This window comes from Ureibacillus terrenus (genome assembly GCF_006569205.1).
GTDB lineage: Bacteria > Bacillota > Bacilli > Bacillales_A > Planococcaceae > Ureibacillus > Ureibacillus terrenus.
Genome location: NZ_VIGD01000004.1, coordinates 172,085 through 193,451 on the forward strand (window position 1 = coordinate 172,085; position 21,367 = coordinate 193,451).

The 21,367-nt window shown below is 43.3% G+C and carries 21 protein-coding genes and 1 pseudogene; 18 read left to right on the top strand and 4 right to left on the bottom strand.

Going from position 1 to position 21,367, the window contains the following annotated elements; translation table 11 throughout:
• Nucleotides 1–15 precede the first annotated feature (15 nt).
• From nusA to FKZ59_RS04815, 11 genes are all read left to right on the top strand, one after another.
• A complete protein-coding gene (nusA, locus tag FKZ59_RS04765) occupies nucleotides 16–1,167 on the top strand; it encodes a transcription termination factor NusA (protein WP_141601599.1) in 1,152 nt (383 codons plus the stop codon).
• A 77-nt stretch (nucleotides 1,168–1,244) separates the two neighbouring features.
• A complete protein-coding gene (gene rnpM / locus FKZ59_RS04770) occupies nucleotides 1,245–1,532 on the top strand; it encodes an RNase P modulator RnpM (RefSeq protein ID WP_141601600.1) in 288 nt (95 codons plus the stop codon).
• Nucleotides 1,525–1,851 (top strand): YlxQ family RNA-binding protein, encoded by a 327-nt coding sequence (locus FKZ59_RS04775; protein ID WP_141601601.1) that lies wholly within the window; start codon nucleotides 1,525–1,527, stop codon nucleotides 1,849–1,851. The genes rnpM and FKZ59_RS04775 overlap by 8 nt, the downstream gene beginning before the upstream one ends.
• Entirely contained in the window at nucleotides 1,848–4,052 is a 2,205-nt protein-coding gene (gene infB, locus FKZ59_RS04780; protein WP_141601602.1) for a translation initiation factor IF-2, read from the top strand. The genes FKZ59_RS04775 and infB overlap by 4 nt, the downstream gene beginning before the upstream one ends.
• On the top strand, nucleotides 4,049–4,327 hold the full coding sequence (locus FKZ59_RS04785) for a DUF503 domain-containing protein (RefSeq protein WP_141601603.1): 279 nt from the start codon (nucleotides 4,049–4,051) through the stop codon (nucleotides 4,325–4,327). The genes infB and FKZ59_RS04785 overlap by 4 nt, the downstream gene beginning before the upstream one ends.
• A gap of 110 nt (nucleotides 4,328–4,437) precedes the next feature.
• Nucleotides 4,438–4,788: a 30S ribosome-binding factor RbfA gene (gene rbfA, locus FKZ59_RS04790; RefSeq protein WP_141601604.1), complete on the top strand. Its 351-nt coding sequence runs from the start codon at nucleotides 4,438–4,440 to the stop codon at nucleotides 4,786–4,788.
• A gap of 80 nt (nucleotides 4,789–4,868) precedes the next feature.
• Nucleotides 4,869–5,780 carry a tRNA pseudouridine(55) synthase TruB gene (gene truB / locus FKZ59_RS04795; RefSeq protein WP_141601605.1) on the top strand — a complete coding sequence of 304 codons (912 nt, stop codon included), beginning with the start codon at nucleotides 4,869–4,871 and terminating at the stop codon, nucleotides 5,778–5,780.
• 12 nt (nucleotides 5,781–5,792) lie between these two features.
• Entirely contained in the window at nucleotides 5,793–6,740 is a 948-nt protein-coding gene (gene ribF, locus FKZ59_RS04800; RefSeq protein ID WP_141601606.1) for a riboflavin biosynthesis protein RibF, read from the top strand.
• Nucleotides 6,741–6,870: 130 nt separating this feature from the next.
• Nucleotides 6,871–7,140, top strand: a complete 270-nt coding sequence (gene rpsO, locus FKZ59_RS04805) for a 30S ribosomal protein S15 (protein WP_141601607.1) — start codon at nucleotides 6,871–6,873, stop codon at nucleotides 7,138–7,140.
• Nucleotides 7,141–7,329: 189 nt separating this feature from the next.
• Nucleotides 7,330–9,456: a polyribonucleotide nucleotidyltransferase gene (gene pnp / locus FKZ59_RS04810; RefSeq protein ID WP_141601608.1), complete on the top strand. Its 2,127-nt coding sequence runs from the start codon at nucleotides 7,330–7,332 to the stop codon at nucleotides 9,454–9,456.
• A gap of 149 nt (nucleotides 9,457–9,605) precedes the next feature.
• On the top strand, nucleotides 9,606–10,859 hold the full coding sequence (locus FKZ59_RS04815) for a M16 family metallopeptidase (protein WP_141601609.1): 1,254 nt from the start codon (nucleotides 9,606–9,608) through the stop codon (nucleotides 10,857–10,859).
• Between the two features lie 186 nt (nucleotides 10,860–11,045).
• On the opposite strand, the gene FKZ59_RS04820 is transcribed toward FKZ59_RS04815, so the two are convergent.
• Genes FKZ59_RS04820 through FKZ59_RS04830 form a run of 3 tightly spaced genes read right to left on the bottom strand, consistent with a single transcriptional unit; the run spans nucleotide 11,046 to nucleotide 12,894 of the window.
• Nucleotides 11,046–11,672, bottom strand: coding sequence for an ABC-2 transporter permease (locus tag FKZ59_RS04820; protein WP_141601610.1), 627 nt, complete (start codon nucleotides 11,670–11,672; stop codon nucleotides 11,046–11,048).
• A complete protein-coding gene (locus tag FKZ59_RS04825; protein ID WP_141601611.1) occupies nucleotides 11,669–12,517 on the bottom strand; it encodes an ABC transporter ATP-binding protein in 849 nt (282 codons plus the stop codon). Before FKZ59_RS04825 ends, FKZ59_RS04820 begins: the two co-directional genes overlap by 4 nt.
• Nucleotides 12,514–12,894 (bottom strand): GntR family transcriptional regulator, encoded by a 381-nt coding sequence (locus tag FKZ59_RS04830; RefSeq protein ID WP_141601612.1) that lies wholly within the window; start codon nucleotides 12,892–12,894, stop codon nucleotides 12,514–12,516. The genes FKZ59_RS04825 and FKZ59_RS04830 overlap by 4 nt, the downstream gene beginning before the upstream one ends.
• A gap of 148 nt (nucleotides 12,895–13,042) precedes the next feature.
• On the opposite strand from FKZ59_RS04830, the gene FKZ59_RS04835 reads away from it, so the two are divergent.
• The 7 genes from FKZ59_RS04835 (at nucleotide 13,043) to FKZ59_RS04865 (ending at nucleotide 20,916) form a co-directional block, all read left to right on the top strand.
• Nucleotides 13,043–13,306, top strand: coding sequence for a YlmC/YmxH family sporulation protein (locus FKZ59_RS04835; RefSeq protein ID WP_141601613.1), 264 nt, complete (start codon nucleotides 13,043–13,045; stop codon nucleotides 13,304–13,306).
• Nucleotides 13,303–14,085 (top strand): dipicolinate synthase subunit A, encoded by a 783-nt coding sequence (locus tag FKZ59_RS04840; protein ID WP_141601614.1) that lies wholly within the window; start codon nucleotides 13,303–13,305, stop codon nucleotides 14,083–14,085. Before FKZ59_RS04835 ends, FKZ59_RS04840 begins: the two co-directional genes overlap by 4 nt.
• A complete protein-coding gene (locus FKZ59_RS04845) occupies nucleotides 14,079–14,675 on the top strand; it encodes a dipicolinate synthase subunit B (protein WP_141601615.1) in 597 nt (198 codons plus the stop codon). The genes FKZ59_RS04840 and FKZ59_RS04845 overlap by 7 nt, the downstream gene beginning before the upstream one ends.
• A gap of 88 nt (nucleotides 14,676–14,763) precedes the next feature.
• Entirely contained in the window at nucleotides 14,764–15,801 is a 1,038-nt protein-coding gene (locus tag FKZ59_RS04850) for an aspartate-semialdehyde dehydrogenase (protein WP_141601616.1), read from the top strand.
• Between the two features lie 12 nt (nucleotides 15,802–15,813).
• On the top strand, nucleotides 15,814–16,695 hold the full coding sequence (dapA, locus tag FKZ59_RS04855; RefSeq protein ID WP_141601617.1) for a 4-hydroxy-tetrahydrodipicolinate synthase: 882 nt from the start codon (nucleotides 15,814–15,816) through the stop codon (nucleotides 16,693–16,695).
• 163 nt (nucleotides 16,696–16,858) lie between these two features.
• Nucleotides 16,859–18,526 (top strand): ribonuclease J, encoded by a 1,668-nt coding sequence (locus tag FKZ59_RS04860; RefSeq protein WP_141601618.1) that lies wholly within the window; start codon nucleotides 16,859–16,861, stop codon nucleotides 18,524–18,526.
• A 98-nt stretch (nucleotides 18,527–18,624) separates the two neighbouring features.
• Nucleotides 18,625–20,916, top strand: coding sequence for an FtsK/SpoIIIE family DNA translocase (locus FKZ59_RS04865; RefSeq protein WP_141601619.1), 2,292 nt, complete (start codon nucleotides 18,625–18,627; stop codon nucleotides 20,914–20,916).
• A gap of 256 nt (nucleotides 20,917–21,172) precedes the next feature.
• Here the strand turns inward: FKZ59_RS04865 and FKZ59_RS04870 are convergent.
• Nucleotides 21,173–21,367, bottom strand: a pseudogene (locus FKZ59_RS04870) (IS1634 family transposase); the annotation flags it as partial.

The window sequence follows — 21,367 nt, forward strand, 5'->3', positions numbered from 1 at the left end:
GAGTGAAAAGAAACGATGAGCAGTGAATTACTAGAAGCTTTAAATGCTCTGGAACAGCAAAAAGGCATTTCAAGGGAAGTATTGGTGGAAGCGATCGAAGCTGCACTGGTTACGGCTTATAAACGCAATTTCAATCAAGCGCAAAATGTCCGCATCGATTTTAATCAGGAAACTGGGGAAATTAAAGTTTTTTCAAGAAAAGAAGTCGTTGAGGAAGTGGAAGATCCGCGATTGCAAATATCGCTGGAAGAAGCCAGAAAAATCAACAGTGTTTATGAACCTGGCGATATCATCGAACAGGAAGTGACACCCCGCAACTTCGGACGTATTGCCGCGCAAACGGCTAAGCAAGTCGTAACCCAACGTGTCCGCGAAGCGGAAAGAACGGTAATCTATGAAGAATTCGTGGATCGCACGGATGATATCATCAACGGGATCATCGAAAGAAAAGATGCCCGTAATGTTTATATCAATCTTGGGAGAGTAGAAGCGGCGCTGCCGGTACATGAACAAATACCGGGAGAAGAATATAAACCTCAACAACGCATCCGTGTTTACATTACAAAAGTAGAAAAAACGACCCGCGGGCCACAGATTATCGTATCCCGGACGCATCCCGGTTTACTCCGCAGATTATTTGAAATGGAGGTTCCGGAAATTTACGATGGAATTGTAGAAATAAAATCCATCGCCCGTGAAGCAGGAGATCGTTCCAAAATCTCCGTCTACGCCCATGATCCCGAAGTGGATGCAGTAGGTGCCTGCGTCGGTACAAAGGGAGCACGCGTACAAGCCATTGTCAACGAATTAAATGGTGAAAAAATCGATATTGTTGAATGGTCAGAAGATCCTGTCATTTTTGTTGCCAATGCGCTAAGTCCATCAAAAGTGCTGGATGTCATTGTCAATGAAGAAGAAAAATCGACGACGGTCATCGTTCCGGATTATCAACTATCCCTTGCCATCGGAAAACGCGGACAAAACGCAAGACTTGCTGCAAAATTGACTGGCTGGAAAATCGATATTAAAAGCGAGTCCGAGGCCCGCGAATTAGGCATCTATCCAAATGAAAACAGCCCTCTTCTCAAAAAAGAAGAAGAGGAAGAAGACGAAACTTCCTTCGAGCAAATTGATCTCTATCAAAATGTTGAAGTCGATGAAGAATAAATTGATATGATTTTCTAAGATTTTCTTGATTAAAAAAATCGCTTAAAATGGAATGCGTATGAGGGAAGGTGATCTGCGTGCCAACGAAAAGAAAAGTTCCTTTGCGCCGTTGCGTCGTTACTGGTGAATCGTTTCCGAAAAAAGAATTGCTTCGCATTGTCCGTACGAAAGAAGGAGAGGTATTTGTAGATCCGACCGGAAAGAAATCCGGCCGCGGCGCCTATGTCTCCAAATCGGAAGAAGTTGTCGAGAAGGCGCGTAAAAGCAAGGTGTTGGAACGCCATTTAGATGTAAAAATTCCGGACGAAATTTATGATGAGTTAATACGGCTTATTCGCAGGGAGCAGCTGTTGAAAAATGAATAAAACAAGAATTCTGCAATTGTTGGGATTGGCGACAAGAGCGCGGAAAGTCGTTTCCGGCGAAGAACTGGTTGTCAAAGAAATTCAAGGCGGCAATGCGAAGCTCGTAATTCTTTCTTCGGATGCAGCCTACAATTCAAGAAAAAAAATACAAGACAAATGCACGTTTTATAATGTTGAGTGCCATATATTCGGCAATCGCTACGAGCTGGGGCATGCGATTGGAAAAGAAGCCAGGGTTGTCATAGCCATTACCGACCAAGGCTTTGCCAAAAAAATGTCCAGCCTACTCAGCGAAAATTCATCGGGGGTGAGCAAATGACCAAAATGAGAGTTCATGAATATGCCAAGAAAGTGAATCGACCTAGCAAGGAAGTTATTGAAGAATTAAAAAAATTAAACATAAATGTTTCAAACCACATGTCTACGCTTAACGGAGAAGAGGTAGCGAAACTGGATGCAATCTTCAGCACACATGAAAGCGATGAACATGTGAAAAAGGCTGAAGGAAAACATAGACCAAAACAGCCGCAACATAAAGACGTAAAAAGAAAAGAGCAATCTCAAAAGAAAGAAGAAGATCATGACGACCATCACGATGTTCACGTTTCTTTTGAAAAAATAAAAAGGAACAAAGCGGCGAAAGAACAGGATGGTCTCCATCATTCAAAAAATAAAGGCCCACAACGCAAAAAACCCGGCATTCATGGAGGAAAACGCCAAAAATCCAAACAGCAGCAGCCTCAACAGCCAGTAAAAAAAGAACTTCCGGAAAAGATCACTTTCTATGAATCTTTAACGGTTGCGGAACTTGCAAAAAAATTGCACCGGGAACCTTCGGAAATCATTAAAAAGCTTTTCATGCTCGGTATCATGGCGACAATTAACCAATCCCTTGACAAAGACGCCATTGAATTGGTTTGCGCAGATTATGGCGTGGAAGTGGAAGAAGAGGTACGGATCGATAAAACGGATTTGAATATTTATTTCGAAGAAAAAGATCCGGAAGAAGAATTGGTGGAACGTCCTCCGGTCGTAACGATCATGGGTCACGTTGACCACGGAAAAACGACGACATTGGACGCAATCCGGCACACAAGAGTGACGGAAGGGGAAGCCGGGGGCATAACACAACATATCGGTGCATATCAAGTAGATATTAACGGAAAGAAAATCACTTTCCTTGATACGCCAGGCCACGAAGCATTTACAACAATGCGTGCGAGAGGTGCGCAAATCACGGATATCGTTGTACTTGTTGTGGCAGCCGATGACGGTGTCATGCCACAAACAGTGGAAGCCATTAACCACGCAAAAGCGGCGAATGTTCCAATCATTGTGGCGGTCAATAAAATTGACAAACCGACAGCAAACCCTCAGCGCGTCATGCAAGAATTAACCGAATACGGACTAGTTCCTGAAGACTGGGGCGGGGATACAATTTACGTGCCTATCTCTGCATTGAAAGGCGAAGGAATTGACCAGCTGTTGGAAATGATTTTGCTCGTCGCGGAAGTTTCTGAATTAAAAGCAAATCCAAACCGCCGGGCAATCGGTACGGTAATCGAAGCCCGCTTGGACAAAGGCCGCGGTTCTGTAGCCACATTGCTGGTGCAAAACGGTACATTGCGAGTAGGCGATCCGATCGTGGTCGGAAATACGTTTGGCCGCGTCCGTGCAATGGTCAATGATTTAGGCCGCCGCGTAAAAGAAGCCACACCTGCAACACCGGTGGAAATTACGGGATTGCATGAGGTTCCTCAGGCAGGTGACCGTTTCGTAGTCTTTGAAGATGAAAAAACGGCACGGGAAATCGGGGAAGCGCGTGCGCAAATGGCAATACAGGCAAGCCGTGCCCAAAAAGCACGCATTACTTTGGATAACTTGTTCGAACAAATGTCCCAAGGGGATATTAAAGAGCTGAACATTATCATCAAAGCGGACGTACAAGGTTCTGTAGAAGCGTTGGCTTCCTCATTGATGAAAATCGATGTGGAAGGGGTAAAAGTAAAAATTATCCATACTGGCGTAGGAGCGATTACGGAATCCGATATCAGCCTGGCAGCAGCTTCCAATGCGATTGTGATCGGCTTTAACGTACGTCCTGATGCCAATGCTAAACGGGCAGCGGAAGAAGAAGGCGTGGAAATTCGCCTGCACCGCATCATTTATAAAGTAATCGAAGAAATTGAATCTGCCATGAAAGGATTGCTTGATCCGGAATATCAAGAAAAAGTCATCGGTCAGGCGGAAGTGCGTCAAGCAATCAAAATCTCCAAAGTGGGTACAATTGCAGGTTCTTACGTGACTGATGGCAAAATCACCCGTGATGCCAACGTCCGTGTCATCCGTGATGGAATTGTCATTTACGAAGGGGAACTTGCATCTTTAAAACGCTTCAAAGACGATGTAAAAGAGGTTGTCAAAGGCTTCGAGTGCGGTATGCAAATTAAAAACTTCAACGATATTAAAGAAGGCGACATCATCGAGGCCTACGTAATGGAAGAAATTGAGCGAAAATGATTGTCTACTTGGAAGCGGAATTTGTGATTCCGGATGCCCATTCGTTAAAAGAGAAGCGTGCAGTTCTCCAAAGGATGATATCGAGAACAAGACAAAGATTTAACGTATCTGTTGCGGAAATCGATCATCAGGACGTGTGGCAGCGGACAAAAATTGCCGTGGTGACCGTTGCCTCATCCCGTTCCGCGGCGGATCGGGAAATCGATCATGTAATCGAATTTTTGGAATCGAATCCAACATGGGAGCTGTTGGAATTATCCCGGGAATATTTATAAGGGATAATTTTTCGGATTCCAACTAAAATAACGATAACACTATCAAGAAAAGTAGATAAAAGTACATGAACCTGTACTTTTACTCTGCTTTCTTAAAAGAGGTGACATTTATGTCTCTGCGTGCAAATCGTGTTGCTGAACAGATAAAAAAAGAGCTGGGCGACATCATCGGCCGAAAATTGAAGGATCCCCGCCTTGGATTTGTTACCGTAACGGATGTCGAAGTGACAGGCGATCTTCAACAGGCCACGATTTATATTTCGACTTTAGGAACTGATGAAGAACGGGAAGAAACGTTAAAAACATTGGAAAGGGCGAAAGGGTTTATCCGTTCCGAAATCGGCCATCGCATTCGCCTGCGAAAAACTCCTGAAATTACGTTCAAATTTGATTCATCTATAGAATATGGCAACAAAATTGAACAGCTTTTACGTTCCATCAAGGAAGACGAAGAAGCGTAAACCGATATCGACAAAAAGCCTGCGACTGCATAACGTTACATGCAGGTAGGCTTTTTTTATTGAAGTCTGGGGGGATTCAAGTGGACGGAATTTTGCCATTATGGAAAGAGAGTGGTTTAACAAGCCACGACTGTATTGTTCAACTCCGAAAAATATTAAAAACAAAGAAAATAGGCCATACGGGGACCCTTGATCCGGGAGTCGAAGGAGTATTGCCGATTTGTATCGGACAAGCGACGAAAATCTCTGAATATTTAATGGACGCGGGCAAAACATACGAAGCATATGTATCCATCGGCCGTTCCACGACTACGGAAGATGCCGAGGGAGAGACGGTGGAAGAAGATGCGACTTACAAAAGGATCACCAGAGATCAATTGCTAAAGGTGTTATCAAAATTGACCGGCGAAATCGAACAAATTCCCCCAATGTATTCGGCCGTAAAGGTAAAGGGAGTCAAACTTTATGAATATGCGAGGAAAGGAATTGAAATAGAGCGTCCATCCAGAAAAGTGACCATTTACAAACTGGAGCTCCTTGATGAACGGGAACTGTTTGAAGGGCAAGAGATCAAATTTAAAATCCGTGTAAAATGCAGCAAAGGTACGTACATTCGCACGCTTGCAGTAAAAATTGGAGAATTGCTGGGATATCCTAGCCATATGGCTTCTCTTGTCAGAACCGCGTCAGGGAATTTTACGAAACAGGATTGCGTGACTCTTCGGGAAGTTGAAAAAGCTGCGGAAGAAGGCAGGGTCCGACAGCTTCTCCTTCCCATTGAAAAAGCCTTATCCGCTTATCCTTTCATTGAAATGGATGCTTCGATGGAGAAAAAAATTTGCAATGGACAAATTTTGAAACTCCATTCATTATTAAAAAAGAATGACAAAATTGTTTTTTGCCGTAACGGGAAGGCGATTGCCGTATATACGAAACATCCTGAGAAGCCGGGGCTCATGAAACCGGAAAAGATGTTTCCAAATAATTTCTAGGAGGACAAATGAATGAACGTAATCCATTTAAAATATCCGTATCAATTAGATAAAGTAGATCCTTCCACTTCCTATTCCCTGGCGGTCGGCTTTTTTGATGGGGTACATAAAGGACACCAAGTGGTTATAAAAACTGCGATGGAAAAGGCGAGAGAGCTAAATGTCAAAAGTGCCGTAATGACTTTTGACCCCCACCCTTCCATTGTATTGGGAAACAGCAATGAAAAAATCTTTTATATTACTCCTCTCCCGTTGAAATTGGAAATTTTGGAAGAAATGGGAGTTGACACAACATTTGTTGTTCAATTCACTTCCGATTTTGCCAAACTCTCACCGGAAGAATTTATCCAATATTTTATACGCGACTTGAATATCAAACATGTCACGGCAGGTTTTGATTTTTCATTCGGCGCTTTTGGAAAAGGAAATATGGAGTTAATGAAAAAATTGTCCCGGGGGGATTTTGGAGTGACAGTCGTGGATAAGCAAATAGAAGATGGGGAAAAAATCTCTTCCACCCGCATCCGGAAATGTTTAAGGGAAGGGGACATGGAAACGGTCCATCAATTATTGGGCCGTCCTTATCAAGTTCCGGGAATTGTTGTACAAGGTGATAAAAGGGGCCGTACCATCGGCTTTCCTACTGCCAATATTCAATCAAAGGAAGGATGTTTTATTCCGAAAGTAGGCGTGTATGCCGTAAAAGTGCTTGTACAAAATCAACTTTATAACGGCATCTGCAATGTAGGTTTTAAACCGACCTTTAAAAACCCCGAAGAAAAGCAATTAACAATTGAAGTGCACATTTTGGATTTTCAAAAAAATATTTATGGAGAAGAAGTGAAAGTTTATTGGTATAAACGGCTTCGGGACGAACAAAAATTTGATGGCATCGAATCCTTGAAAGCCCAGATTACCCGCGACAAAGAGCAGGCCATTGAATTTTTTTCAAAAAAATAATTTGCTTCATTCATTGAATTGTGATATTATCATTCAGTGAATGAAAATTATTACATTCCTTAGCTCGGCATACCGACTCTCCGACGGTTGACTGTGCTAAAGGAGTAATAAAAAAATAGGAGGAAGCATAATGGCTATTTCAAAAGAACGCAAAAACGAAATCATCAAAGAATTCCAAACTCACGAAGGAGACACTGGATCTCCGGAAGTGCAAATTGCAATTTTAACAGAAGAAATCCGCGTATTAAACGATCACTTGGCGGTTCATAAAAAAGACTTCCATTCTCAACGCGGTCTTCTTAAAAAAGTTGGACGCCGCCGTCATTTATTGAAATATTTGCGCGAAAAAGACGTTCAACGTTACCGTGCATTAATTGAAAAATTAGGTCTTCGTCGATAATAAAAAGCGGGGTATTCTCCCGCTTTTTATTTATCCAAAAAACAGTACGAAAGAAAGGAACAATTAATGTAAAATTACCATAATTTAATTGAAAATGTTTAGCATAGAAATTGCTTTTTTGATACACTTACTAATGGTATCACCATCATCATGTCGGTTGTCTTCAAGAAGAAAGGAGAGATTCATTCTATGACCGAAAAGAAAGTCTATCGATATGACTGGGCCGGACGCCCATTAATCATCGAAGTCGGTCAATTGGCAAAACAGGCCAATGGCGCTGTCCTCGTCCGCTACGGAGAATCGGCAGTGCTTTGTACGGCAACGATGTCCAAAGAACCGAAAGCTTTGGATTTTTTCCCTCTCACAGTAAACTATGAGGAGCGGTTATATGCCGCAGGAAAAATTCCTGGGGGCTTTATAAAACGCGAAGGACGTCCATCCGAACATGCCATCCTGGTATCCCGTTTGATTGACCGTCCAATTCGCCCGATGTTCCCGGACGGCTTCCGCAATGAGGTTCAAATTATTTCAATCGTCATGTCTTCCGATCCGGATTGTCCGACAGAAGTGGCCGCATTGGTTGGTTCATCATTGGCGCTTTCCATTTCGGATATTCCGTTCAATGGACCGATTGCAGGCGTGAATGTGGGATATGTCGACGGACAATTTGTCATCAATCCTGATGTAGCTCAATCCGAGAAAAGTAAAATTCATTTAACGGTGGCGGGAAATAAAGATGCCATCAATATGGTGGAAGCCGGAGCGCAAGAAGTGCCGGAAGAAACAATGCTCGAAGCCATTATGTTTGGCCATGAAGAAATTAAAAAATTAATTCAGTTCCAGGAACAAATTGTCGCGGAAGTCGGCAAAGAAAAAATCGAAGTGGAATTGTTCGAAATCGATGCCGAGCTTGAAAAAGCGGTCAGAGAAATGTGCGAAGAAGATATGATCGCCGCAATCCAAACAGTGGAGAAATTGGCCCGCGAAGAAGCCATCGAAGAAGTAAAACAAAGAGTGATTGCCCATTACGAAGAACAGGAAGCGGAAGAAGATACACTTAAACAAGTGAATATGGTATTAGATAAAATCCTGAAAGAAGAAGTGCGGCGCTTAATTACAGTGGAAAAAGTGCGCCCGGATGGACGCAAAGTCAACGAAATCCGGCCTCTTTCATCAGAAGTCGGTCTTTTGCAGCGCGCCCATGGTTCCGGTCTGTTCACCCGCGGCCAAACGCAAGTGCTTTCCATTTGTACGTTAGGTCCATTAGGCGATGTGCAAATTATCGACGGATTAGGCTTGGAAGAATCAAAACGCTTCATGCACCATTATAATTTCCCTCCATTTTCGGTTGGCGAAACTGGTCCAATGCGTGGTCCCGGCCGACGCGAAATCGGTCATGGTGCATTAGGTGAACGTGCATTGCTCCCTGTCATTCCGGATGAAAAAGAATTCCCATATGCCATCCGATGTGTGTCTGAAGTATTGGAATCCAACGGTTCTACTTCACAAGCATCCATTTGTGCCAGCACCCTTGCGATGATGGACGCCGGAGTGCCAATTAAAGCGCCGGTTGCAGGAATTGCGATGGGGCTTGTGAAAAACGGCGAAAATTATACCATTTTAACGGACATCCAAGGCATTGAAGACCATCTTGGAGATATGGACTTTAAAGTGGCCGGAACGGAAAAAGGTGTTACAGCTTTACAAATGGATATTAAAATTGACGGCTTATCCCGCGAAATCCTGGAAGAAGCGTTGTTGCAAGCGAGAGAGGGCCGTATGATCATTTTGGAACACATGAAACAAACGCTTGCAGAACCGCGCAAACAAGTTTCCAAATATGCGCCAAAAATCATTTCCATTAAAATTAATCCGGAAAAAATCCGCGATGTTATTGGTTCCGGAGGCAAAACGATTAATCGGATCATCGATGAAACAGGCGTTAAAATCGATACCGAACAAGATGGTACAATTTACATTTCATCCGTGAATGAAGAAATGAACTTGCGTGCGAAAGAAATCATCGAAGAAATCGTCCGTGAAGCGAAAGTCGGCGAATATTACCTCGCGACAGTAAAACGGATTGAACGTTTCGGAGCATTCTGTGAACTCTTCCCTGGAAAAGACGGATTATTGCATATTTCCGAAATCCAGGAAGAACGGACAAACCGCGTCGAAGATGTGCTTAAAGTGGGAGATAAAGTGCTTGTAAAAGTCATCGATATCGATGACCAAGGACGCATCAACTTGTCCAGAAAAGTGGTAATCAAAGAGGACAGGGAACGTGCAAAACTAAAATCGAATTCAAAACGATAAGAAGCTGAGAGGTTGTAAGGAAGGGGAACAACCTCTTTTTATTTTGGTTAATTTAGCAAAAAACTTTTCATATTCTTGAATATTTTGTAAAGTAAGTAGTAGTTTTGATAAAGAAACTACATGAAAAGGTAATAGAAAGAGGTTGAAAATTGGTTAGCGTTTATACTTGCCAAAACGGCGTAAGGATTGTATATGAACATATTCCATATGTCCGTTCCATTTCTGTGGGAATTTGGGTAGGAGCGGGTTCCCGTTTTGAATTGCCGGAAGAAAATGGCATTACCCATTTTATTGAGCATATGCTCTTTAAAGGGACTTCCACCCGCACAGCAAGGCAAATTGCCGAAGAGTTTGACCGCATCGGCGGAGAATTGAATGCGTTTACAACGAAAGAAAATACATGCTATTACGCAAAAGTGCTGAATCATCATGGAATATTGGCCATTGATATATTGGCGGATATGTTTTTCCATTCAGTTTTCGAAAAAAATGAATTGGAAAAAGAGCGTCAAGTGGTGTTGGAGGAAATTTTAATGAGCGAGGATGCCCCGGATGACGATATTCATGAACGGTTATGGAGGGTCATGTACCCTGATGATGCCCTGGGACTTCCCATCTTGGGAACAAAGGAAACCCTTCAAACATTTGATCGGAATATGATTCAAAACTATATGGATAAACATTATTATCCTAAAAATGTCGTCATTTCCCTCGCTGGAAATATTTCAAAGGAATTATTGTTACATATCGAATCGCTGTTTGGGCATTTCGAGCCATCCGAAAAGGCTGTGCCTCTCCATTTGACATATCCGAAGTTTCATTCCGGCCATTTCGTCAAAGAAAGGGATGTGGAGCAGTCCCATATTGCAATGAGCTATCCCGCCATCAGTGTAAAAGACCAAAATTATTTCAGCTTTATCGCATTAAATAACATCATTGGAGGCAACATGTCCTCGCGCCTTTTCCAGGAAGTCAGGGAGGAAAAAGGATTGGCTTATACCATCTACTCCTATCCTTCCTGTTATATGGATGTCGGGGCAATTACCATTTACGGAAGCACCAATAATCAGCAATTATCCATTTTGCATGAAACGATCGTCAAATCCATCGAAAAAATAAAAAGGGATGGTGTGACTGAAGGGGAACTGGAGAATGGGAAAGAGCAGCTGAAAGCAAGCTTCCTGCTCAATATGGAAAGCATGACGAACCGGATGACGCGGAACGGGAAAAACGAGCTGATTTTTGGCCGTCATCTGACAATCGACGAAATCATCGAAAAGATCGAGGCGATTTCCATGGATTCCGTGACGGCGCTCATCCAAAAGATTTTTTCCGTTGAACCGGCGGTGGCCATCATCGGGCAGGATGTCCAAAATTATGAAAGAAAAATTGTCAATGCATGAAAGAAGAGGCTGTCCGGAAAGCATGAAACTTTCAGGGCAGCCTTACTTATAATAGTAAATTTTTTTAATCTTTGCCCCCGTTACGGCCGCATGAACCGCGCCAACCCGCTGCGGGCGACAAAAGGGGTGGCGCTGACCGCAAAGGAAGGGCGTTTCACAATGCAATATCAGACGAACGCTTCCATGCTAAAACTCTTTGTTCTTCAGAATGGAAACGGAAAGTTTATAGGACAAATAGAAAAGAATTGCTGCAACCGGCAAAGAAATGAGACTGATTAAGTCAATGAACTCAATTAACCGTACAACTATATTCCCATTGGAAAAGACATTTACGGCAATCACCGGGATAAAAATGGAAGCCAGTATAAAAATACGCCCTTTTTGAATTCCGAATTTAATGATTACTGGAATGATAATCCCCAATATAATAAGCAGACTGGAGCCGACAATGCTTAAAATTAGAAAGGTTTCTTTCAGCGCAATAGCGGATCCTGCCATTATATTCGTAATCAAGGATACAGGCAAGATGATTAAGACGATGAAGAAAAGCAGAATTAAGCTCAAAATATATTTGCTTTTTACGATATCGGCTTTTTTGACCGGCAGAGTATAGACAAACCGGTACCAATTGCTTGTTTCATCATAGCCAAGGAGCATATTGATTTGCGTTATGCATAGAACGCTGAGAAAAACCGTCAGCAATCCAGGGTCTCCAAAAAAGAAAGAAGCGATGAAAAATAACACTGTTAAGATTGCCATTAAGTTCTTTTGATAGAACATCACATACAAATCTTTCAAAATAAGCGCTCTCATGGATGAACCCCTTTCACGAAAAATAACATGATATCTTCAATGTTCGGCTTATCAAGCGTAAAGGCGCTGTTTACTTCTTTGCGATTCACCAAAATCTCGATGCCAAAAGCATTTTTCCGCATGCGAATTTTCGCATGTTCCGGCAGTTCCATGGATTGCTCGATGGTTCCTTTCCAAATGCCGTAGTCGTACAACAATTCGTCTTTATTTTTGCTGAAGACGATTTCCCCGTCATGAATGAAGGTGATGTAATCGGCAATTTTCTCCAAATCCGATGTAATATGGGTGGAGAATAAAATGCTGTTATCTTCATCCTGCATGAACTCCATGAACAGATCCAGGATTTCATCCCTTACAATCGGATCAAGCCCGCTTGTCGGTTCATCCAAAATTAACAATTTGGGATGATGGGAGAGAGCGATCGCAATGGATAATTTCATCCTCATCCCCCTGGAAAGCTGTTTAATCGGCTTTTTAAAGGGGATTTTAAATCGTTTTAATAAATCGGCGTAGTAAGCTTCATCCCAACGGTCGAAGATTTTTTCCAAAATGTTGTTGATATGGGTTGCATGCAATGTGTCCGGTATATAGAGTTCATCAAACACGACGCCAATGTGTTCCTTTATGGTTGTTTCATGTTCTGAATGGTCAAGGCCAAAAATCTTGATTTCCCCGTGCTCCTTTTTTAACAAATTTAAAAGGCATTTAATCGTCGTTGTCTTTCCGGCGCCGTTTTCTCCGACGAATCCCATAATGGTGCCGGCTGGCAATTGGAAAGAAACATCTTTTAATTGGAATTGAGGAAATGATTTCTTCAGATTCGTCACTTCGATAGCATTCGTCATTCCAATTCCTCCTCCACTAACATCGACAAAAGGTCAATTAATTCATTTCCCTTGATTCCCGCAAGCTTTGCCGTTTGAACAGCCTTTAATAAATGTTCCTCCGTTTGGCGAAGCAATTCCTCCCGCAAAAACTCCTGGTTCCGTTCCGCGACAAAACTTCCTTTTCCGGCAAAAGTGACGATAAATCCGTCCCGTTCCAAATCCGCATAGGCTCTCTTTGTCGTCATCACGCTGATTTTCAGCTCTTTTGCCAGACTGCGGATGGAGGGAAGCGGATCCCCGGGTTTCAATATTCCTGTGATGATTGCCTTTTTGATTTGTTCTGAAATTTGTTCATAAATCGGTTTGTCGCTTGCGTTCGTTAATTTTATATCCATGAAGTCACCACCATACGGATATACAACTGTGTATATACAGTATATACAGTTGTAACGGAATGTGTCAATCAAAAGTTTTAGAACGATATGGGCACCTAACGGATTTTCAATGCATATAGTACTAATAGGCTCTTAGAGGAGGGAATGGATGCTATTATCGGAGCTTGCCGAAAAAGAGTTGATTGAAATGGAAAATGGGATTCGCTACGGCTATTTATCCGAGACGGAATGCATTTTTGATCCAAAAACAGGAAAAATTTTGGGTTTCGAACTAATTGAACCTTCCCGTATGCCCTTTCACCGAAAAAAAAGCGCGTCTTTATTTATCCCTTGGGAAGAAATCTATTTGATTGGGGAAGATCGGATTTTGTTTCGCAAAGCATTCAATACAAGAAGGCATTATGACGGATGAAAAACGAAAAATGGCTTGTCATTGGAACAGATGCCCGATTAAAGATACTTGCTAAGAAGTTGAGCGGCCCTGAACGGACGGTATTTTACAAAAGCAGGACGGCCTGGGACCATGAGCTGAACCAGCTCGCGCTTTCGGAACGGCCGGACTATATTGTGCTCCCAATCCAGCCATTGAAAATCGAGGCGCCAGCCGTATTGGGTTTAAACGATGCCATTGTTTTTTGCGGAAAGACAAACAGCGAATGGAAAGAAATTATAAAAGACAACACAGTTTACTATTATCTGGAAGATGAAGAATTTATTTGGCAAAATGCGCTGTTGACGGCTGAAGCCTTTGTCGCGACCTTTTATCAGACGAAACAGGCCATTTCGGGAAAACGGTTCATTATTACCGGTTTTGGCCGGGTAGCGAAAACGCTTGGCCACTTGTTGAGAAGCATAGGCGCCGAAGTCGTGATTGCCGTAAGGAGCGATGTGCAATTAAACGAGGCAAAAGCTTTCCGCTATGAAGTGTCCTATTTGGCGGATTTGGGGGAAATCAAGGCGGATTATTTTATCAATACGATTCCTGCAAAATGGCTGGATAGCGGTATGAATGAACAAATTCGCATGCCGGTTTATGATTTGGCCTCCTATCCTGGTTGTTTGCAGGATGGGGTTGAACGGGATAATTACGAATTATTGCCGGCGCTGCCGGGGAAATTTTTCCCGAATGACGCGGCAAACATTTTATATAATTCGATTGTGGGACAATTAAGGAGGAGAAAATCTTGCTGAAAGGTAAAAAAATTGGGCTTGGCATCACTGCATCCCATTGCACATATGAAGATGTCGTTCCGAAAATCACCGATCTCCGCAAAGCCGGAGCAGAGGTCATTCCGATTGTAACCCACTCGGTGCTGACAGCGGTCACTCGTTTCGGTTCCGGGGAAGAGTGGGTGAAAAAAATTGAGGAATTGGCGGGAAATAAAGTTGTATCGACGATTGTGGAAGCAGAACCATTCGGGCCGAAAAATCCCCTTGATTGCATGGTCATTGCGCCGATGACTGGAAACTCCATCAGCAAATTTGCCAATGCTGCCACAGACAGCCCCGTGTTAATGGCGGCAAAAGCGACTTTAAGAAACGGAAATCCCGTCGTCATCGGAATTTCCACAAATGATGCCCTCGGCTTAAACGGCGTCAATATCATGAAATTATTGAACTCAAAAAATATTTACTTCATTCCTTTCGGCCAAGATGACCCATTCAATAAACCTACTTCCTTAATTGCGGACTTTTCAAAAATGGTGGACACGGTCGTGCATGCAATTCACTACAAAAAGCAGCTTCAGCCGTTATTTATTCAATACCATAAAGAAAATTAATTTTTATCACACAATTCAGTAAAATTATGATAAAATTTTCATCATTATATGAAGTTTATTTCGTAATCATTGGGAGGAGATTTGTGTAATGGCAAAACAATATACGGTAGCGATTGTAGGTGCAACAGGTGCAGTCGGTACTAAAATGAAAGAACAATTACTTAAAAGAAAATTTCCAATTAAAGATATAAAATTTTTGGCATCTGCCCGTTCAGCGGGGAAAGAAATTGATTTCGGAGGAAAGACTTACAAAATAGAAGAAGCGACGCCGGAAGCGTTTGAAGGGGTTGATGTAGCCCTCTTTTCGGCCGGGGGCTCCGTTTCCGCAAAACTCGCTCCTGAAGCGGTAAAACGTGGCACTGTAGTCATTGATAATACGAGCCATTTCCGCATGGATCCGGATGTGCCATTGGTGGTCCCTGAAGTCAACCGCGAAGATTTGAAAAAACATAATGGAATCATTGCCAATCCGAACTGTTCAACAATCCAGATGGTTGTGGCATTAAAACCAATTCATGATCAATTGGGGCTAAAACGGGTAATCGTTTCCACTTACCAGGCGGTTTCAGGTGCAGGAATGTCCGCTATTGAAGAACTTCGCGTACAAAGCGGAGAATGGGAAAAAGGAAAAGATGTAGAGGCAAAAGTATTGCCTGTCAAGTCGGAACCAAAACATTATCCAATCGCGCGCAATGTCATTCCTCAAATCGATGTGTTTACAGAAAACGGCTTTACAAAAGAAGAAATGAAAATGATTAACGAAACGAAAAAAATCATGCACTTGCCTGATTTGCCAGTAGCGGCAACTTGTGTGAGGGTACCGGTTGTCATCGGGCATTCTGAATCTGTGTATATCGAAACAGAAAAAGAAGCAAATGTACAAGACATCTTTAATATTTTGAAAAACGCACCTGGTGTTGTATTGCAGGATGATATTCACAACCAGGATTATCCGATGCCTATTTTTGTGGACGGAGAAGACCCGGTATATGTAGGAAGAATCCGTAAAGACTTGTTCCAACCAAACGGCTTCCATTTATGGATTGTTGCGGATAACCTATTGAAAGGTGCTGCCTTGAATTCAATCCAAATCGCCGAGGCAATGATTGAGGATAACTTACTTTAAGGGGTGTTAGATTTGGATTTAGGTAGGATCGCTACTGCCATGGTAACGCCGTTTCGCGATGATGGCGGAATCGATTTTGAAACGGCCGGGAAATTGATAGAGCATTTGCTGGCAAACGGAACCGATTCGATCGTCGTCTGCGGAACAACAGGCGAATCGCCTACATTGTCAAAGGAAGAGAAACTTGAACTTATCCGGTTTACTGTTGAAAAAGTGAATAAACGGGTTCCTGTCATCGCAGGAACGGGATCTTACGATACGAAAGAAACCATTGAGCTGACGAAAAAAGTGGAGGGCCTCGGCGTGGACGGGGTCATGCTGGTAGCTCCCTACTACAACAAACCCAACCAAAGGGGACTTTATGCGCATTTCGAGGCAGTAGCAAAAGAAACGGTTTTGCCAATTGTCCTCTACAATGTACCGGGGCGCACAAGTTCGAATATTGAAGCAGCCACAACGATTGCGTTGAGCAAAATACCTAATATCCAAGTCGTAAAAGAAGCAAGTGGAAATTTAGATCAAATGGCTGAAATATTGGCAAATACAGATGATGATTTTCTGGTATACAGTGGCGACGATGCATTGACGCTGCCTTTGCTGGCAATCGGAGGACGGGGTGTCATCTCTGTTGCCTCCCATGTTGTCGGAAAAGAGATGCAGGCAATGATCCGCGCTTTTGAAGAAGGCAGACACGATGTTGCGGCGAAAATCCATCAGACTCTTCTGCCCCTATTTAAACAACTTTTTAAAAGTCCGAATCCGGTCCCAATCAAGTATGCGCTTGGCAAAGTCGGTTTTCATATAGAAAAAGTCCGTTTGCCGTTGGTGGAAATGACAGATGACGAGAAACGCCAATTCGACCGGGTTTGGGAACAAGTGAAGCAAAAACTGTGATGGCCTGTTGCCCGAACAATTCATCATGAATTGTTTGGGTGCAAGGCCTTTTTTTATTTTAAAAGCGTTGAAATACCATTTTTTATTTGTACTTCCTGGAATCTCAACGTATAATGATAATTAAATGGTTGTGCGTTCGGGATAAAAATTAGGAGGAAAGAATGTGATTAAAACAAAAAATGAAGTAATTCGTATTATCCCACTGGGAGGAGTGGGAGAAATCGGTAAAGCAATGTACGTCATAGAAATCGATGGCGAGCTCTTTATTGTCGATAGCGGATTAATGTTCCCGGAAGATGAGATGCTTGGTATTGACATCGTCATTCCGGATTTTACTTACTTGGTGGAAAACAAAGATCGGGTTAAAGGCATTTTCCTCACCCATGGCCACGAAGATGCCATCGGTTCCATTGCCTATGTACTGCAAAAAATTAATGCGCCTGTGTACGGATCGAAATTGACAATTGCCCTGGCAAAAGAACATTTGAAGGAATTGCCTGCACCGCATCAAGTGAAATTCTTTGAAGTGACAAACAAGAGCCGGATGAATTTCCAATCAACCTATGTGACTTTCTTCCATACAACACACAGTATTCCGGATTCGCTTGGAATCGTGTTCCATACTTCGGAAGGAGCAATTGTGTTTACCGGCGAGTTCAAATTTGACCAATCGGCAGAAGGAAAATTCAAGCCGGACCTTGCAAAAATGGCGCAATTGGGCGAGGAGGGGGTATTTATTCTCCTTTCCGAATCGACGGAAGCGGAGCGGCCTGGCTATACGACCAGTGAAACGGTGATCGAAGATAAATTGGCGAAAGTCTTCCATTCATCTCCTGCCCGCATTATTGTTGCAGTATATGCATCCAACTTTATCCGCATTCAACAAGTGTTCAATCAGGCGCAAAAATCCAACCGGAAAGTGGCTATCGTCGGAAAGAGTCTTGAAAAAGTCATCGATATCGGCGTGAAACTTGGGTATTTAACGATTGATGAAGATACGTTAATTCCGATCACAGAAATCAATAAATATAACGACGATGAATTGATCATCATCGTTACAAGCAATCAAGGGGAGCCTCTCGATGCCCTTGATAAAATCGTCCGAAAACAACATCGCGATCTTCGCATCAAAGACACGGATACCGTGCTGATTACTTTTACACCGTCGCCGGGAATGGAAGTACAAATGGCCAATGCGATGAATAATCTTGCCAAGGCCGGTGCAACGGTGTTGACGGCCGATAAAAAGGTCCATGTTTCCGGACATGGCAGCCAAGAAGATTTAAAACTCATGTTAAACTTAATGAAACCAAAATACTTTATCCCGATCCAAGGCGAATACCGGATGTTGATCGCCCATTCCAAATTGGCACAACAAGTGGGAATCGATAAATCTCGAATTTTTATTGCGGACAAAGGCGATGTTGTAGAATATCGGAATGGAAAAATGCGCATAAGCGGAAAAGTGCAGGCAGGCAATGTCCTGATCGACGGAAGCGGCGTTGGCGATGTCGGCAACATCGTGTTAAGGGATCGAAAATTATTGTCCCAGGACGGCATCTTTATTGTCGTTGTAACACTGAACCGCTCCCAGAAGCGAATCGCTTCCGGTCCGGAAATCATTTCCCGCGGCTTCGTTTATGTCCGGGAATCGGAAGAATTGATTTCGGAGGCGACGAAGCTTGCCCGGGAATGCATTGAAAAATACGTCAATAAAGAAGCTTATGAATGGACGAATATTAAACAGGAAATCCGGGAAACGCTCAGCGCATATTTGTTCCAAAAAACGAAACGTCGACCAATGATAATTCCAATTATTATGGAATATTAAAATTACTAAAGCGGACAGGATTTTCTTCACCGCCAGGCGGTAAAGGAAATCCTGTTTCTCATACTGTTGATTGTTGTTTGAAAAGTAGGTGAAACCATATGGCAAAGAAGAAAACGAGAGCGAGAGCGAAAACGAAAGCCAAATCCGGCATGTCTCTCCTATATTTCGAAATCATTGGATTAATTTTGATCGGTTTTGCAATTGTCATCTTTTTTGAATATGGTTTTGTTGGCAAAACAGTGCAAAACATCTCGATGTTCTTACTTGGGAATTTATTCTTTGCCGTGCCGACATTTCTCGTTGTATTTGCCATTATGTTGATGGTGAAGCGTGAAAAAATTCCTTTTACCGACCGGATTGTACTTGGAACGGTCATTATTATTCTCAGTTTATCAATCTTCAGCCATAGCGTTCTGATCGAAGAATTATATAAACAAGATGCGCTGGAATCGAATTCTGTTCTGAAAGAAACTTGGCGCATCATGATAACCGATGAGGGGATTTTGCATAGAAGCAACGCATTGGGCGGTGGATTTATCGGGGCCCTGCTTTTCAGCATGTTCCACATTTTATTCGGATCAACAGGGACCCGGGTGATTTCTGTATTACTGTTCTTCATCGGGGGCATCCTGGTGACAGGAAAGGCGCTTGTTCCGGTGATTGCAGAAAAAATCCCGAGCATAAAAATAAAAATACCGAGAAAGAAACAACGGAAGCGCCGTTCTCTCAATAAGGACGATGAGGATAAAAAACGAGCAAAATCCGAAGAACAAACGGTCTTTAATGAAATGGCCGTCGCGGATGAAGAACCGGTTCCTCTTTCAATGATGGAAGATGACGATATGGAGCATGAACCGATTATTTCAGACTTTACGCAAAACATCCAAAAATCCGGTGGAGAGCAGGAAGAAGAGGATGAAGAAACGATTGAAGAAACGATCCAGCAATCGGTTGAAAAAAATGTGGAAAATGAAGATTATCGCTTGCCCCCAATGAGTCTGTTAAATGTCCCGCCGGAGCACGATCAAAGCGGGGAATATTCGATTATTCAAGCGAACGCGAAAAAGCTGGAGCAAACCCTTTTGAGCTTTGGCGTAAAAGCGAAAGTTGTACAGGTTCATCTGGGGCCGGCCGTTACGAAATATGAGGTCATGCCGGATGTCGGGGTGAAAGTGAGCAAAATTGTCAATTTGCAGGATGATTTGGCCCTTGCCCTTGCGGCAAAAGACATTCGGATGGAGGCGCCGATTCCGGGGAAATCGGCCATCGGAATCGAAGTGCCGAACAGCGAAATTGCCGTAGTGACCTTAAGGGAAGTGCTGGAATCGAAGGAAAATAACAAGCCGGATTCGAAGCTTCTGATTGGATTTGGACGGGATATCGCGGGTCAGGCGATATTGGCCGAACTGGATAAGATGCCTCACTTGCTTGTCGCCGGGTCGACCGGCAGCGGAAAAAGCGTATGCATCAATGCAATCATTCTGTCCATTTTAATGAGGGCCAAACCCCATGAAGTCAAAATGATGTTAATCGACCCGAAAATGGTTGAACTCAGCGTTTATAACGGGATTCCTCATCTGCTTGCACCGGTTGTTACCGATCCGAAAAAGGCATCCCAGGCGCTCCAAAAAGTCGTCAGCGAAATGGAGAGACGCTACGATTTGTTCTCCCATACGGGAACCCGGAATATCAGGGGCTATAATAAATATGTCGATCGCTACAATAAAGAAAATGAAGAGCAGCTGCCAAAGCTGCCTTATATCGTGGTGATCATTGATGAGCTGGCGGATTTGATGATGGTGGCATCCCACGATGTGGAAGATGCCATTACAAGGTTGGCCCAAATGGCCCGGGCGGCCGGAATCCATCTGATTATCGCCACACAAAGACCATCCGTTGACGTCATAACCGGCGTCATTAAGGCGAATATCCCATCCCGTATTGCCTTTGCCGTATCGAGCGCAGTCGATTCCCGCACCATTCTCGATATGGGGGGAGCTGAGCGCCTGTTGGGACGGGGAGATATGCTGTTTATGCCTGCGGGTACATCCAAACCGATCCGCGTCCAAGGGGCATTTGTTTCCGACGAGGAAGTGCAGGCCGTTGTGGATTACGTCATTTCCCAGCAAAAAGCCCAGTATGATGAGGCAATGATTCCAACAGACGAACCGGAAAAGGCCTTCGAAGAGGAAACCGATGAATTATATGACGAAGCGGTAAAATTGGTGGTGGAAATGCAATCAGCGTCCATTTCCATGCTGCAGCGGCGCTTCCGGATCGGATATTCCCGTGCGGCGAGAATCATCGATCAAATGGAAGCCCGCGGCGTCGTCGGCCCCCCTGATGGAAGCCGTCCAAGACAAGTGTTGATTTCCAATTTCCAAGAATAATAAAAGAGCTGTCTGGAAAAATAAACTTTCCAGGCAGCTTCTTTGTTTGGTTTCATTACATTCTCAAAGTTAGAACAAATTCCCTATTGAATTTTAAAAGGCCATTGTTCTTTGCAATCCAATATGAATACTTCGTGATAAGCGGATTTGGAGCGATTCCGATTCCCGAGTTCGACAGTCACTAGGCAAACAAAATGCCTCTCGCCCCTTGATACAAAAGGGATTGGAGGCATTTGGGCACACTTCGGGCGTGTATCTAGGTGCGAGGGTGGATGCCTAGAATCTTTGGAGGAGGTTCCAGCCCTAGAGCCGCAAGGAATAGCACTTGTTTGGCCGTCAGTTCGGTTCGTTGATAAAGGTCGCCGTTTTTTGAAGAAAAATGTCCAAGCATGAGACGCTCGCATTCGTCTCTTACTTTCGGCCACGATTCATGAGTTCGGATCTCCACGAT